This window comes from Limnobacter sp. G6BE5S, assembly GCF_058448965.1.
The window spans coordinates 399,554-413,302 of record NZ_JBZFLM010000002.1 but is presented as its reverse complement, the minus strand read 5'-3'; the positions used below and the strand labels follow the sequence as shown (position 1 = coordinate 413,302).

At 51.0% G+C, this 13,749-nt stretch carries 12 protein-coding genes; 6 read left to right on the top strand and 6 right to left on the bottom strand.

Annotated features, from left to right (window positions below; translation table 11 throughout):
• Positions 1-2: 2 nt before the first annotated feature.
• Positions 3-1,355 carry a metalloprotease PmbA gene (gene pmbA, locus ACVL1J_RS05080; protein ID WP_491665155.1) on the bottom strand — a complete coding sequence of 451 codons (1,353 nt, stop codon included), beginning with the start codon at positions 1,353-1,355 and terminating at the stop codon, positions 3-5.
• 45 nt (positions 1,356-1,400) lie between these two features.
• Between pmbA and yjgA the strand changes: the two genes are divergently transcribed.
• The 4 genes from yjgA to ACVL1J_RS05060 all read left to right on the top strand — a co-directional run bounded on the left by yjgA (position 1,401) and on the right by ACVL1J_RS05060 (position 3,553).
• Positions 1,401-1,937 (top strand): ribosome biogenesis factor YjgA, encoded by a 537-nt coding sequence (yjgA, locus tag ACVL1J_RS05075; RefSeq protein WP_491665154.1) that lies wholly within the window; start codon positions 1,401-1,403, stop codon positions 1,935-1,937.
• Positions 1,934-2,530 carry a molybdopterin adenylyltransferase gene (mog, locus tag ACVL1J_RS05070; RefSeq protein WP_341236389.1) on the top strand — a complete coding sequence of 199 codons (597 nt, stop codon included), beginning with the start codon at positions 1,934-1,936 and terminating at the stop codon, positions 2,528-2,530. The genes yjgA and mog overlap by 4 nt, the downstream gene beginning before the upstream one ends.
• A gap of 26 nt (positions 2,531-2,556) precedes the next feature.
• Positions 2,557-3,228: an alpha/beta hydrolase gene (locus ACVL1J_RS05065; protein ID WP_341236433.1), complete on the top strand. Its 672-nt coding sequence runs from the start codon at positions 2,557-2,559 to the stop codon at positions 3,226-3,228.
• 70 nt (positions 3,229-3,298) lie between these two features.
• The gene (locus tag ACVL1J_RS05060) at positions 3,299-3,553 is read left to right on the top strand and encodes a DUF3717 domain-containing protein (RefSeq protein ID WP_159570141.1); all 255 of its coding nucleotides are present in this window, start codon (positions 3,299-3,301) and stop codon (positions 3,551-3,553) included.
• Between the two features lie 17 nt (positions 3,554-3,570).
• Here ACVL1J_RS05060 and ACVL1J_RS05055 read toward each other — a convergent pair whose 3' ends face one another.
• Positions 3,571-4,785 (bottom strand): PcfJ domain-containing protein, encoded by a 1,215-nt coding sequence (locus ACVL1J_RS05055; protein ID WP_341236390.1) that lies wholly within the window; start codon positions 4,783-4,785, stop codon positions 3,571-3,573.
• A 115-nt stretch (positions 4,786-4,900) separates the two neighbouring features.
• Between ACVL1J_RS05055 and ACVL1J_RS05050 the strand changes: the two genes are divergently transcribed.
• A complete protein-coding gene (locus tag ACVL1J_RS05050) occupies positions 4,901-5,704 on the top strand; it encodes a crotonase/enoyl-CoA hydratase family protein (protein WP_341236434.1) in 804 nt (267 codons plus the stop codon).
• Between the two features lie 4 nt (positions 5,705-5,708).
• Here ACVL1J_RS05050 and ACVL1J_RS05045 read toward each other — a convergent pair whose 3' ends face one another.
• A complete protein-coding gene (locus ACVL1J_RS05045) occupies positions 5,709-6,248 on the bottom strand; it encodes a hypothetical protein (RefSeq protein WP_341236391.1) in 540 nt (179 codons plus the stop codon).
• A 277-nt stretch (positions 6,249-6,525) separates the two neighbouring features.
• Here ACVL1J_RS05045 and ACVL1J_RS05040 point away from each other — a divergent pair, with 277 nt between their 5' ends.
• The gene (locus ACVL1J_RS05040) at positions 6,526-8,016 is read left to right on the top strand and encodes an OmpP1/FadL family transporter (RefSeq protein WP_341236392.1); all 1,491 of its coding nucleotides are present in this window, start codon (positions 6,526-6,528) and stop codon (positions 8,014-8,016) included.
• Here the strand turns inward: ACVL1J_RS05040 and ACVL1J_RS05035 are convergent, their stop codons facing one another.
• Genes ACVL1J_RS05035 through ACVL1J_RS05025 form a run of 3 tightly spaced genes read right to left on the bottom strand, consistent with a single transcriptional unit; the run spans position 8,017 to position 13,636 of the window.
• Positions 8,017-9,435 (bottom strand): efflux transporter outer membrane subunit, encoded by a 1,419-nt coding sequence (locus tag ACVL1J_RS05035; protein WP_341236393.1) that lies wholly within the window; start codon positions 9,433-9,435, stop codon positions 8,017-8,019.
• Positions 9,432-12,560 carry an efflux RND transporter permease subunit gene (locus ACVL1J_RS05030; protein ID WP_341236394.1) on the bottom strand — a complete coding sequence of 1,043 codons (3,129 nt, stop codon included), beginning with the start codon at positions 12,558-12,560 and terminating at the stop codon, positions 9,432-9,434. The genes ACVL1J_RS05035 and ACVL1J_RS05030 overlap by 4 nt, the downstream gene beginning before the upstream one ends.
• Positions 12,557-13,636: an efflux RND transporter periplasmic adaptor subunit gene (locus ACVL1J_RS05025; protein WP_341236395.1), complete on the bottom strand. Its 1,080-nt coding sequence runs from the start codon at positions 13,634-13,636 to the stop codon at positions 12,557-12,559. Before ACVL1J_RS05025 ends, ACVL1J_RS05030 begins: the two co-directional genes overlap by 4 nt.
• Positions 13,637-13,749: the final 113 nt, after the last annotated feature.

Below are 13,749 nucleotides of genomic sequence, written 5' to 3'. Positions count from 1 at the left end.
TCTTAATTCCCTGCAACGGTCATGGATTCAATCAAGATGCTGCCAACATGTTTGCTGCCGCGCCAATAGGCATCGTCACCCACAGCCACAATATTGGCCAACATGTCTTTCAAATTGCCGGCAATCGTAATTTCTTCAACCGGGTGAACAATAATGCCGTTCTCCACCCAATAACCAAATGCACCGCGAGAATAATCGCCAGTGACACCATTCACACCCTGCCCCATCATTTCGGTGACCAACAAACCGGTGCCCATGGTTTTAAGCAATGCATCAAGGCCACCCGAGACTGTTTTGGTGGAGCTGAGAATAAGGTTGTGAGTGCCGCCGGCATTGCCCGTGGTTTCCATGCCCAATTTGCGGGCCGAATAACTTGAAAGGAAATAACCATTACACGCACCTTTTTTGACCACGGTGCGCGCCTTCACTTTCACACCTTCTTCATCGAAAGGCGAGCTGCCATGTGCACCTTCAATGAACGGGTCTTCCTTGATCGTGATATGCGGCGCCCAAACCTGCTTGCCCAGTGAATTCAGCAAAAAGCTGGTTTTGCGATAAAGCGATGAGCCCGATACAGCGCCCACATAATGGCTCACCAAACTTGCCGCAATGGGTGCCTCAAAAATAACCGGACAGTTGCGCGTGGTAATGGGCTTTGAGCCCAGGCGCGCCAAGGCGCGCTGTGCTGCATAGGCGCCAATTTTGGCAGGTTTGGCCAGGTCTTTGGCTTTGCGCTCGGAGGAATACCAGAAGTCGCGCTGCATGGGACTGTCTTTGGACTTCTTCGCTTGTGCAATTGGCGACACCGACAGTGAATGGCGTGAATAGGGATAACCGCCCTTGAAGCCCTTGCTGTTGGCCGCAAAAAAATGACCTGATTCACTGGAAACATTGGCGCCGTCGGAATTTCGAATCTGCTTGCTGACATCAAACGCCGCCTGCTCCATCGTTAAAGCCTTTTCAACCGCTTTGGCGGTGCTTAAGCTCCACGGATAGTACAAATCAAGGTCGCGATGACGCTTGGAAATATTCTCTTCATCAGGCAGGCCCGCGAATTTATCCGCTGCCGTGTACTTGGCAATGTCCAAGGCCGCGCGAATGGTAGAATCAATCGCTTCCAGAGAAAAATCGGACGAGGAGGCATTGCCCCGTTTCTTCCCCTTAAATACACTGACACCAAAGCTTTTGTCGCGCGTGTGCTCAATGGTTTCAATTTCACCCATGCGCACGCTGACCGATTGACCCACTGCTTCGCTGATATCCACCGCACAATCGGTGGCCCCCAGCGATTTGGCTTTTTTCAATGCGTATTCGGTTAATTCCTGAAATGTCTCGGATTTAAAGCTAAAGCCCATATTGCCCTGCGAAAAATGCTGCTAAAAATGGCTAATATACAGCCCATGGAACCAGAAAACGAAAAACAGGGCGAGTTTGAAGAATATGATCGCCCCAGCAAGTCATCGGTGAAGCGAGACATGCTGGCCCTGCAGGATTTGGGCAAAACCCTGTGCGAAATGCCCTACGACAAAGTCAAACGGGCACCGATCGGCGAACGCCTGCTTCTCGAGATCGCAGAATTTCACAAGTGCAAGTCATTTGGCGCCAAAAAACGTCAAATGCAATTCATCGGTAAGTTGATGCGCGATGAAGAGCATGAAGACATTCAAGCGTGGGTCAATGGCGAAACCGTGGAACAAAAACTCAAGGTGTTGCACCTGCACGCTGCAGAGCAATGGCGCGATCGCTTGATTGAAGACCCCAGCCTGCTGGCCACGTTCATCGAAAGCTTCCCTGCCGCAGCCCGTGAAAACCTGAACCCGATCATTCGGCAAGCGGTGCAAGAACGCGCTGCGAAAAAAGCGCCGAGAAATTTCCGCCAGTTGTTTCAGATCATTTACCGTTTGATCGAAGAAAAAGCCGAGGAAGACGAAGCATGAGTGTTGATGCGGTAAGAATCGGGTTGGTGTCGGTGAGTGACCGTGCCTCGGCAGGTGTTTACCAAGACCAAGGCATCCCCAGCCTGAAAACCTGGTTGCAAAATGCCCTGCTCAATCCAATTGAGTTTGTTGAGGTACTTATTCCCGACGAACAAGCCGACATTGAAAATGCCTTGAAAAAGCTGGCTGATGAGCACCGCTGCAATTTGATTTGCACCACGGGTGGCACAGGCCCAGCCAAACGCGACGTTACTCCGGAAGCGACCCTGGTAGTGGCGCACAAGGAAATGCCTGGCTTTGGCGAGCAAATGCGCCAGATCAGCCTGCACTTTGTGCCCACAGCGATTTTGTCGAGGCAAGTAGCCGTAATTCGTGGTGAAAGTCTTATTTTGAATTTACCGGGCCAACCCAAGGCCATTGCTGAAACCCTGGAAGGTTTAAAGGACAAGGAAGGCAATAGCCTGGTGAAAGGCATTTTCGCGGCTGTTCCCTATTGCATCGATTTGATTGGTGGCCCATACATGGAAACCAATGAAGCGGTAATTAAAGCATTTCGGCCCAAGTCGGCCCTACGAAAGCCTGCCGAAGGCTAATCCGCAGAAGGAAGTACACCGTGAACCTGGATTCAAACCCGAATATTGAATGTGTTGTTGTTGAAACTGGCCCGAAACCCACTGCTTGCGTGATTTGGCTGCATGGCTTGGGTGCAGATGGTTATGACTTCGTACCCATTGTCAAAGAACTTGAGCAAATGGGTTTGCCGAGCACACGATTTGTATTTCCACACGCGCCGAAAATTCCGGTGAGCATCAACGGTGGTTACGTAATGCGGGCATGGTACGACATTAAAAACGTTGACCTGCAACGCCAGGAAGATGAAGGTGGCATACGGCAAAGCCAGGCCACAGTAGAACGATTGATCAACGATCAAATCGCCCTGGGTTTTACGCCTGAAAAAATTGTACTGGCTGGTTTTTCCCAGGGTGGTGCAATTGCTTACCAGGTGGGTTTGCGCACCACACACAAATTGGCAGGATTGATCGCCTTGTCAACTTATCTGCCTTGCGAAAACACACTGGATTCTGAATTGAACCCAGACAGTTTGAGTATTCCTGTGTTGGCCGCTCATGGTGAACAAGACAACATTGTGCTGATCGAGCGCGGGGAAAAAGCCGTGAAACTGCTGCAAAGCAAAGACATGGACATTCAATGGCACACCTACCCCATGGCCCATTCTGTTTGCGGTGAAGAGGTGGTTGAAATAGCCAATTTCTTAAAGTGCGTGCTTTAATCTTTTACTGTATATATAAACAGCTTTTTGGTTTATACTTGAACCCAGTAATAACCAAGCAGGTGTACCTATGCCAGCGCAAGCGCAACAACTGATTTCGATTATTGAACTGGAACGCGCAATCAACTATTGGCGCTCAAAATACCCGTCCTCAAGAGACACCATGACACTGTGTCCACAAGCAGCCTGTTTGGCTGAGCTGTATGCTCGCATGATCATTTTTCAAGCGCACGATATTTCGATCGCCGAATTTTCAGCAAAAGCCAAAAAAGCGCTTCGTGAAGCCGAACAGGCCTATGCAGGTCGACAAAATCAGGCCGCTTGAATTGCCGTGTAGCAATGCTAATTTGCACGGCTTATCAATAGGTACGCTGCGCTCCACAACTGACTTGAAACAGGTGCATTGCAAGGTCCTTTTAATTGACTGATTTGCCATCCATTGGCGCCAATCCGCCTTAACTCCAGCGTGCCACGTTGTGGGCTGTGGCCTTTAATTTGAAGATGAAAAATACAAATATCGCCAGCCATGCAGCGATCAATGTAGGACGGCACGCAATGGTGCATTTTTTTGGCTTCATTCAGCAGTGCATTCAACGAGTTCAATTCAATAAACTCAATGTTTTCACCCAAGCTGCCCATACCCAGAATTTCGGGCCAAAATACATTTTGTCGCCCAAAATCCAAATCCAGTTCGACCAAATGCCAATGCGCCTGACGAGCCATTAAAGTGTCATACGTCCAGTTTCTTGAAATGATGACTGGGCGTTTGGTAGCGCTGGCAGCGCTTCCGAGCAACCAATCCGCAATCAAGGGAAATTCTTCCTGCTCAAGTTCCCTTCGGTGCTCAAGCTTGAAATTACTCTCGCGTCGCTCCAAGGCCAACCTGACTCCGCGCAAAACATTCAAAGCGGCAACAGAACCCAAATTTTCGTGATTGCGCCTAAGCCAGGTACTTAGCCCACCAAAACCCATCAACGCGGCAGTTTGCTTGTCCACCCAGGAAATCGGAATTGAGCGGTCTAAAGCGGCATGAAAATTCACCCAGCTCAAGTGACTTAGCTGCCCCCAATTAACTCGCGCAATGTAGGCGGTTTTTTGATGCGTCAACCAACGCCAGGTTTGCTGGCTCATGCCTTGTGCCAACATTCGGTTCTTAACCAGTTGCCAGTTCGGTAAATTGCTCCACATGCCGCGGTCTTGAGCAAGCAAGGGTGCCAATGCCAGGTTTTCACTTAACCTGTTCTGAAGCACGGTTTTAAATGCAGCCACCTGGCTTAAATCCAGCAAGGTGGTGTGTTTGGGTGCGATGCGCAAGGCGAGTTTAAGAACATGGCTGCCATAGCGTCTTCGAATTGCACTTGTCCAGGCTCGTTGAATGTCGTTCAGGCTGGCAGCATCAAGCGGAAAACACAATTCAGAGCCCTGCAAATCACCTGGAATCTGAATACTCGGTGGGGCTTGCCAAACCGATCGCATCAAATCCGATTTCAAGTTCCATGCCGCCTCGTCCGTCAAAACAACCCGACAGGATTCAGCCAGTTTGGCACGTGCTCTCATGCCCCATTCAAAATAAAGTCCTGTTCTGGTGCTCACCAAACGCGCAGGCAGCCGCGGCGACTTAACTCGCGGTATGCTGATGGCTGTGTTCAATTCAAAATCTAACAAAGGGCGCATGATGGACTACAAGTCAGAAGAACCCGTCAACATTGAGATCTTACAGCAAGGCGAGATCTGGAAAATTTCCATCAATCGAGCAGAGGCTCGTAACTGCGTCGATCGATACACCGCTGATCAACTTGAAAAAGCGTTTCAATCATTTGAAACCAATGCGGTAGCACGCGTGGCTATTCTGACTGGCGAGGGTGGCAATTTTTGCGCAGGTGCAGACTTAAAAGCAGTTGCATCGGGTGATCCAAGCCGCGTAAACCGCATGGAAAGACATGGTGCTGGCCCCATGGGAATAAGCCGCATGGAATTGAGCAAACCCGTTATCGCCGCAGTGTCTGGCTACTGTGTGGCAGGTGGACTTGAATTGGCTGCGTGGTGTGATATGCGGGTTGCCGACAGCACTGCAGTATTTGGTGTGTTTTGTCGACGCTTCGGTGTGCCGTTGATTGATGGCGGAACCGTGCGTTTGCCTCGGTTAATCGGTCAAAGCCGCGCCATGGACATGATTTTGACTGGTCGCCCGGTCGATGCAGCCGAGGCCTTCTCTTGGGGCTTGGCCAACCGCTTTGAAAAAGAAAGAACCGCACTGGAAGGCGCCATTGAATTGGCCAGCCTGTTGAGCAAACATCCACAAACCTGCATGCGCAACGACAGGCAAAGCGTGCTGACTCAATGGGGATTCGGTGAACGTGAAGCGCTGGAGGAAGAGTTTGAATTCGGTTTGAATACCCTGACATCGGGCGAAACAGTTGAAGGCGCAACTGCCTTCAAGGAAGGCCTGGGTCGCCACGGCGAAACCGTTCAGTAAGAAACTAATTCAGACTGACAATGACGCCGAATTTCGCTGAATTCGAAACTTGGCGTGAATCCGCTGTGGTGGAATAAGAACTGGATTCAACACCGAAAAACCAGTTCGCCAAACCACCGCGATTGGTGAGCAAATACAAACCCTGACTTTCGCTGTTCAATGTGGTGCTGGACAATCGGCCCGGTGTGTAAACAAGGCTCAGGTTCTCTTGAAGTGACACTTGCAGACCACCGTAAATTGCCTTGATTAAGGACTCTGGCTTTGCTGCTGACACAGCCAAACCTGTTTTGCTTGTGTTCAGGTTCGAGGGGATAACTACCCCTTCATCCACCGCAACTCCCCTGAATAAACTGACTTTGCCCAACAATCCCGGCAGGGGTTTTTCTCGATCAACCGTATTGGCTGGAGCCAGCATTCGATTGCCAAGTTTTTCGCTCACCTTCAAGGCAAGCGGCTCAGCGGCACCAAGCACCCCCTGGTAGAAGCAACCTGTCATCAGGGCAAGGGCCATCAAAGCCAGCTGTTTTGAGCCAATAAGTGCCATGAAACACCTCTTCAATACAGAAATTTACTTACTTCAATTAACGGTCATCTTGAGTTTTACTGAATTGCAAGATTGGACTAACCCCACTGTGGGTGAACCACACGTTTTCGCCCTAGAATCAAGGCCAATGCCATCCTTTAGAGTATCCAATCTACTTCAATACCTGAAAGTAACATTTTTCAGCTTTGGTGATACACTGAAATGACTACATAAAAGTCACTACTTCGAGCTACCACCTCTTGCAAGTGAACTGACCAAAATACCGGAGACAACAGCAATGCATTCTTCTTCACGAAGGACGGATTTCCTTTTTCCATTGACCCGTGTGGCCGCTGCCACTTTGTTCGGCTTGGCCTACGGGACTTCCGCCCAAGCGGGTGGTACTGCTTTTGACGCCACCAGTATCAGTGCGATGGGAAATGCCTCTGCCGGTCAAGCCGCAGAGGCCGGTGATGCATCGGTGTTGTTTGCCAACCCGGCAGCACTGACAAGGTTTAAACGCGCTGAATTAACCCAAGGTGCGGCAGTGATCGCGATTGGGACTGATTACACCTCGACCCAGAATAATGACGGCGCCGACTCCGGAGCGCCACAAGGTCAAAACGGCCAGGTATTCAGCCGCAAAGACGGCTACGATGCCGCTGCTTTGGCCCCCAACCTGTTTATTGCCATTCCGATCAATGAAAAACTGGTCATGGGCTTTGGTGCTTCAGCTTCACATGGTTTGGTGATTCATTACGATGAAAATTTCCCGGGACGCAACCAGGGGCGCGACATTGACTTCAAAGTAACACGACTGAATCTTGGATTTGGTTACAAATTAAGCCCCACCCTTTCCTGGGGTTTGAATGGCTCATATGAGCGCTACTTTCAGTCCATCAAGTTAAAACTGAATTATCGCGAAGCTGTTGAGGCCTTGGCACCGGGCTCCGCCGCGCTGATTGAGGGGCCTGCCGGTGCATTGATTGGGGCACCACCCATTCCCGGCGAGAGTAATGCGGGCCTGCGCATGTTTGGCTGGGCATTTAACGCGCAGTTGGGTGGTTTGTGGGAGCCCACTGAAAACACCCGTGTGGGCATTTCCTATCGGCCAAAAACTGAATTTACGGGCAATCGCGGTAAATTTAAACTGGACGACTCGCCTGAACAGGCAGCCTTTCGCGCATTCCTTAACAGCGACAGCCTGATCAACAATCTTGCATTTGGGGCACTGGGTGTAAACGGTCCTCAGGCAGCCGGTGACTTGGCACCCGAACAAATCATCAAACAGGAAATTACCTTACCCGATGAATTGCGGCTTTCTGTGTTTCACCATGCCACGCCCAAACTGGATTTGATGGCGACCTATACACGTCAGGATTTCTCGGTGACCACTTTGAATTTTGTGCGAGAAAGCAATGGACGAACACTTGAAAATATTCCGCAAAATTTTGTGGCTGCAGAATCGTACCGGGTTGGTTTGAATTACAAGCTTTACAAAAGGCTGACACTGCGTGCGGGCTACGCGATTGAAAACAGCGTCATTGACGATGAAACCCGAATCACGATTTTGCCTGACAGTGATCGACAATATTTTGCGTTTGGCGGGCAGTTCGATTTAAGCCGCGACACCAGCATTCACTTTGCTTACCAAAAACTGGACACTGACCCGGCACCGGTTGGAAACAACAAAGGCATTACACCACCTGAAGTTCGCGGTGGCGACTTTCGAGGCAATGTGCAACTGGATACTCACTTTTTTGGTGTCGGCATTACCGAGCGGTTTTAATCAGGATTGCACACCCAGTGCTCGGAATAAACCAGCAATCAATGTTGCGTAATTGGTTTGTTCCGTAGCCAATGCCTGTTCGGCGTTGGCATAAACGCGCTGTGCGTCCACCACGTCCAGAAAGCTGATCAAGCCCAATTGGTAAAGGGCATCGGCTTGCTCAAAACTCCGTTTACTTGATACCACGGCCTTGCCTAGCGCTGTTTGCCGGGACGTTGAGGCGTCGATGGCAGTTAATGCGTTCTCAACCTCTTGTGTAACCACCCGAAGTACCTGCTCATACTCGGCCAAAGCGCCTTCGGCGCGGGCCAACGCTGCATTCAGCCTGGCATTTCTGGCACCACCGTCATACACCACCTGGTTCAATGCGGCAGCCAAAGAGCCGATCAGCAGGCTGGTCGCAGGGTTTGAATTGATGGCGGTGCTTCCAATCTGAATATTGGCCATCAATTCAATGCTGGGATAAAAATCCGCTTGCGCCACGCCAACCTCAGCGGCGGCCTGGGAAAATCTCGCTTGCGCCAATTGAACATCGGGTCGGGCTTGAATGACTTGGAACGGCACGCTGACTGGAATACCCAATCGATATTCAGGCAAATTGCCCTCTGGCCTTAACAATTGTTCATAAGCACCGGGAAATTGACCGCTCAAGGTTGCCAAGCGGTGACGAGAATCTTGCAAAGCCCGTTGCAGAGGAGCAATGCTTGCTCTTAAATTCTCCACCGATGTTTCTGCGCGCCTTACATCGAGCTCGGGTGACAATCCACTTTCAAATCTGGCTTGAACAATTGCCAATGTTTTTTCCTGTAGCTCGACCGATTCCTTCAACATCGCCAATTGTTTCTGATTGCCACGCAAGCTCAAGTACTCTTGGGCAACAGCAGTACTGGTTGCGATGATCTGGGCTCGCAAACCTGCCTGTTCAGCCAAAAGGTTTGCAGCTGCCGCACGTACTTCTTGCTCAACCCGACCTGCCAGATCAAGTGGCAAAGTAAAACCGAGACCCAACAAGTTACGGCGTTCATCGCGAGCATTGTTACTGGAAGTGCTGTTGTTTCGATCTGATTTCTGGCCGCTGACCTCTGCATCCAGCTCGACCAAGAGGGAATCCCCTGCTTCGCTAAATTCCAGCAAGGCACGGGCCTCTTTAACGCGCGCTGCCGCAGCTGCGATTTGAAAATTGTTGTCAATGCTGGTGTTGACGAGCTGATTTAATACAGGATCGTTGAATCCTTCCCACCACCGAACACCAGCAATTCCAACGTCTTGAACGCTGCTCAAATTTTGCAGAATATCCTGTGCTACAAATTTTTCCGGTGGCCTGGTTTCAGACTTAGGTAAATCAGGCGGTGCGCTTGCACAAGCCGATAACAGCGCAAGGGTCAATGTCAGCTTGAGTATCCAGGCGGTGCGCTTCATACGTCCACCTCGCCTTTTTTCAAACTGGTTTCATAAGCTTCAATTTCTTTGTCGAGCAATTCTGCGGCGTGTGCCCTTGGTTTCATGAAAGGCGCGATAAAGCTGTAGCCCATCGGAGCAAGATAAAGCGTAAATAAAGTGGAAAGCCCCAAACCACCCAACACCACCCAGGCAATGGCTTCACGCGCTTCGGCCCCGGGACCTGACATTAAAACCAAAGGAAGTACGCCCAATAAAGTGGATAGCACGGTCATCGCAATCGGGCGAAGCCGCATGCGTGCACCCTCCCGAATGGCCGAGTCAATGCTGTGTCCTTCATCGCGAAGCTGGTCCATCAGTTCAACCAGCAAAATCGCATTTTTAGTCATCAAACCAATGAGCAGCACCAAGCCAATTTGACTAAACAGATTCAGCGATTGATTGGTAATCAGCAAGGCAAACACCGCTGCGGCAAGCCCGAATGGCACAGTGAACATCACCACCAAAGCACTGCCCACACTTTCAAATTGAGCTGCCAACACCAGGAACACCACAATGAGTGCAACAGCGAAAGTGATCAGCATTTCATTGGAGGATTCCTCCAGCGTGGCTGCTTCGCCAAGAAAAATTAAAGTCGATGTCGATGGCAGCGTAGCATCCGCGACCGCGCGGATTTGTTGCATCGTGGTACCCAAATCGGTACCCGGTGGAATGCCGATATTCAATTCCACCGCCCTGCGCTGGGCATGGCGGTCCAATTCAGCGGCCACTCCGCGTTCTTGTACGTTAATCATCGAGGCCAGTGGCACAAGCTGGCCTGTTTCACTGCTGGTATAAATGTTCAGCAAATCAAAGGGAGAATTCAAGCTGCCATTGCTGGAACCCAGCATTACGGGCACAGCCTGATCCCCCACACTTAAATCAAGCAACTGGTATTCGTCAGCCATAATTTGCAAAGTTTGGGTAACCCGGCTTACAGGCACCTGTAAGTCGCTGGCTTTCTCGCGATTAATTTCAAAGCCCAGCTCGGGCTGCGAAGTATCGTACTGAACGCGAACGTCCTGAACCGCATCAATCTGCTTGAGCAAGGCTTCTGCCAACAAGTCTGCATTGTTGGCCAGCACATCGTAATCATCGCCCAACAAGGCGATTTGCAAGCCGCCACCGCCACCACGAATGTTCAAGCTGCTTTCATTCCGGAAACGCACCTGTGCACCCGGGATACTCGAAAGCTCTTTGCTCAATTTGGCTGCAAGTTCTTGTTGGCTTGTGTCGCGCTCGCTCCAGTCAGCCAAATTGGCCTGAATGGCCACGCGATTCTTGTCGTATCGGCCAACAATCGTGAACATATCAGTGATGAGTCCCTGCTCTTGATAGGGTCTCATGATGTTCTCGGCAATTTGCCCTTGTCTTCCGCTGTATTCGAGTGAGGCACCATCGGGCCCGGTAAAATCAACGACCAATCGCCCCCTGTCCTCTGGGGGTACCAGTTCTTGATTCAGCAGAGTAAACGTTAATCCACCAGCAAGTGCGACGCCGAGAAATACCAACAAAAAAACCAGTCTGTGATGCAAGAAACCATCAAGGGTACGGAAATATGCATTTGCAATTCGATCTCCGAATGTTTGAAGATGACCCATCAAACGAGCGACTTGACCGGTAGAACGCGCGTCTTCTTTCAGGAGTTTTGAAGCCAGCATGGGGCACAGGCTCAATGCAACAAAAGTACTGATGATGACCGCCATCGACAACACCATGCCGAACTCCCGAAACAGACGACCTGTTTCGCCGGGCAAAAAAGCAATTGGCAAAAATACCGCCACCAAAGAGGCAGTGGTCGCAATGACAGCAAAGAAAACCTGTTTCGTTCCCAGCAAAGAAGCCACCGTGATGCTTTCACCCAGTTTCTTGCGGCGTTGAATATTCTCGAGCACCACAATGGCATCATCCACGATCAGGCCGGTGGCCAACACCAAGGCAAGAAGAGTCAGCATATTGACCGAAAAACCTGCCAACCAGATCGCCGCCAAAGTGCCCACCAGCGAGACAGGCATGGTGACTGCAGGAATGAGCACCGCCTTCCACTGCCCTAAAAACACAGCAATAACAATCAACACCACCACAACGGCAAACATCAGCGACATCAGTACTTCTTGCAATGCACCTTTAATGAATACTGAATCGTCGGAAATCACGATGACTTGCAGGTCCTTGGACTGCGCATTGATCTGCGCCATCCGTTTTTTCACATCGCTGGCGATCGCAATGGTGTTGCCGCCAGCCTGCCGCAAAACACCCATACCGATCACGGCACGCCCGTTCAACAGTGAGTACGATTCAGCCGACATGGGGCCGTAATAAACCTCGGCCACATCGCGAACCCGTACGCCATTTTTGATCAATATGGAATTAATGGCTTCAGTGTCAATGGTGGAGGCATTTGCACGCACCAACAGCTCTTGTTTGCCTGACAAATAACTGCCTGCCGGGACATCCAGGTTCATGGTCTCCAGACTACTGAGCACGTCGGTGGCCACCATGCCATAGCGGGCCAGCTTTGCAGGGTCCAGAAGCACCCGCAGCACACGGGGTTGACTGCCATTCAACGGAACATCTGCAACGCCATCAATTGACACAAAGGCAGGCACCAAATCACGCTCAACGCGTTCAGCAAGATCCTGTATGGCCAAGGTGTTGCTGTACACGGCAAGCTGAACCACGGGCCGAGCATCGTCGTCAGCCTTGATCACCAAAAGTTGATCGAGGTTTTCCGGCAATTGGTTGGTAATTCGACTAACAGCCTCACGCACGTCGTTGGCGGCTACGTTGACATCGATATCCGGTGAAAACTCCATGCGCACCCGCATATTGTTTTCCTCGCTCGAGCTTTGAATACGCAGCACCCCGGAGACACGTGCAACAGCCCCTTCCACCTTGGACGTCACCTCGGCATCCATCGTGGTGGGCGATGCGCCCTGGTAAACTGCACGAACAACAACTACGGGTCGGTCGATGTCAGGCAACTCCCTCACCTCGACGCCGAAAATGCTGACAATGCCGGCGAGCATGATCAACAGATTCAGCACCACGACCAGCACTGGCCTTTTCAGCCCCAGTGCGGTTAAACCGTCCGTTGCGCGACTCATCGCAATGGGTCCTCAACCTGCTCGACACCGACACCTTCTGCAAGCCGCAAGCCACCTTCTACGACAACAATTTCACCTTCCGTGATATTGCCTTCGAGAAACACCCGACCCTGTCGGCGATCAGCCACACGCACATTCTCACGGTCCGCCTTACCATCGCGGATCATCCAGACATAGGATCCTTCCCGATCCCACTGCAGAGCAATTTCAGGCACCGACGCCAGCATTTGTCCCTTGACTGCCATTTGCACAGCAAAGGACATTCCGGGGCGCAGTAAATCGTCGGGGTTGCTGATATTTGCCCGAACCCTCAGCGAACGTTTTTCGGCATTCAGACGGCTGTCCAAGGCAACAACACGCGTTTTGAATTTCTGGCCAGGCACCGAGGGGGTGGTTGCCACAACCTCGATTTGTTCCATAGCAAGGGCACTTAGCTGGCCCACCAATGCCTCTGGAACTTCGAAATCAATGTAAATAATTTCACGGGAATCTACACCGGTAATTAAGACACCAGGTCCAATCCGCTGGCCTGGATCAATATCGGTAATTCCGACAACGCCAGCAAATGGCGCTCGAATTTGATGATTGGAAATGGCCAGCTTGGCCTGATCAACGGCAACTTGAGCAGCCTCGTAATCAGCTTGTGCTGAATCAACCTGGGTTTGGGGCACAGCTCCCTTGCCTACAGCCTGCTTGTATCGGTCCAACAAACTTTTGGTGTTTTTGAGCTGCACTTCCGCGAGCCGTAGCGCAAGTTGCTCCTCGCGGTCATCCTGCTGAACAAGCAGATCGCCTTGTTTGACTTTCTGCTGCGGCTTGAACATCACTTTCGTGACTTTTTCATCCACAATTGCAAACACCTCGGCAGACTTGTCGGCCCAACCGGTTGCAATAGCACCAAATGAACTTCCAGTGGACTCAAGCTTTACAGCTTCAACCAATACTTTGGGCGCAGCGCCTTTGCTGCCCTGCTTCGGCGCATTTTGAGATCGATCGCCCAGCAAGGTTTGAGAAACCGAGTAGGCCGCTCCCAGTGCAAGTACGAGAACAAGAAAATAAAACAGACGTTTGATCAAGCCCCAGGCTCCACTGCAGATGCGACGAGAAAGGTTATCACGTATGAAAGTACCTACATCGAGACCAAGACGCAGCAAATAAGTTCGGATTTCCCCTAGTTGCGGGGGTAAAC

Bases quoted from the DNA above. Each gene is read 5' to 3' on its own strand.
- mog (WP_341236389.1), top strand. From the start codon at position 1,934: ATGAGTGTTGATGCGGTAAGAATCGGGTTGGTGTCGGTGAGTGACCGT.
- ACVL1J_RS05030 (WP_341236394.1), bottom strand. From the start codon at position 12,560: ATGAGTCGCGCAACGGACGGTTTAACCGCACTGGGGCTGAAAAGGCCA.
- ACVL1J_RS05045 (WP_341236391.1), bottom strand. From the start codon at position 6,248: ATGGCACTTATTGGCTCAAAACAGCTGGCTTTGATGGCCCTTGCCCTG.
- yjgA (WP_491665154.1), top strand. From the start codon at position 1,401: ATGGAACCAGAAAACGAAAAACAGGGCGAGTTTGAAGAATATGATCGC.
- ACVL1J_RS05035 (WP_341236393.1), bottom strand. From the start codon at position 9,435: ATGAAGCGCACCGCCTGGATACTCAAGCTGACATTGACCCTTGCGCTG.
- ACVL1J_RS05060 (WP_159570141.1), top strand. From the start codon at position 3,299: ATGCCAGCGCAAGCGCAACAACTGATTTCGATTATTGAACTGGAACGC.
- ACVL1J_RS05050 (WP_341236434.1), top strand. From the start codon at position 4,901: ATGATGGACTACAAGTCAGAAGAACCCGTCAACATTGAGATCTTACAG.
- ACVL1J_RS05040 (WP_341236392.1), top strand. From the start codon at position 6,526: ATGCATTCTTCTTCACGAAGGACGGATTTCCTTTTTCCATTGACCCGT.
- pmbA (WP_491665155.1), bottom strand. From the start codon at position 1,355: ATGGGCTTTAGCTTTAAATCCGAGACATTTCAGGAATTAACCGAATAC.
- ACVL1J_RS05055 (WP_341236390.1), bottom strand. From the start codon at position 4,785: ATGAGAGCACGTGCCAAACTGGCTGAATCCTGTCGGGTTGTTTTGACG.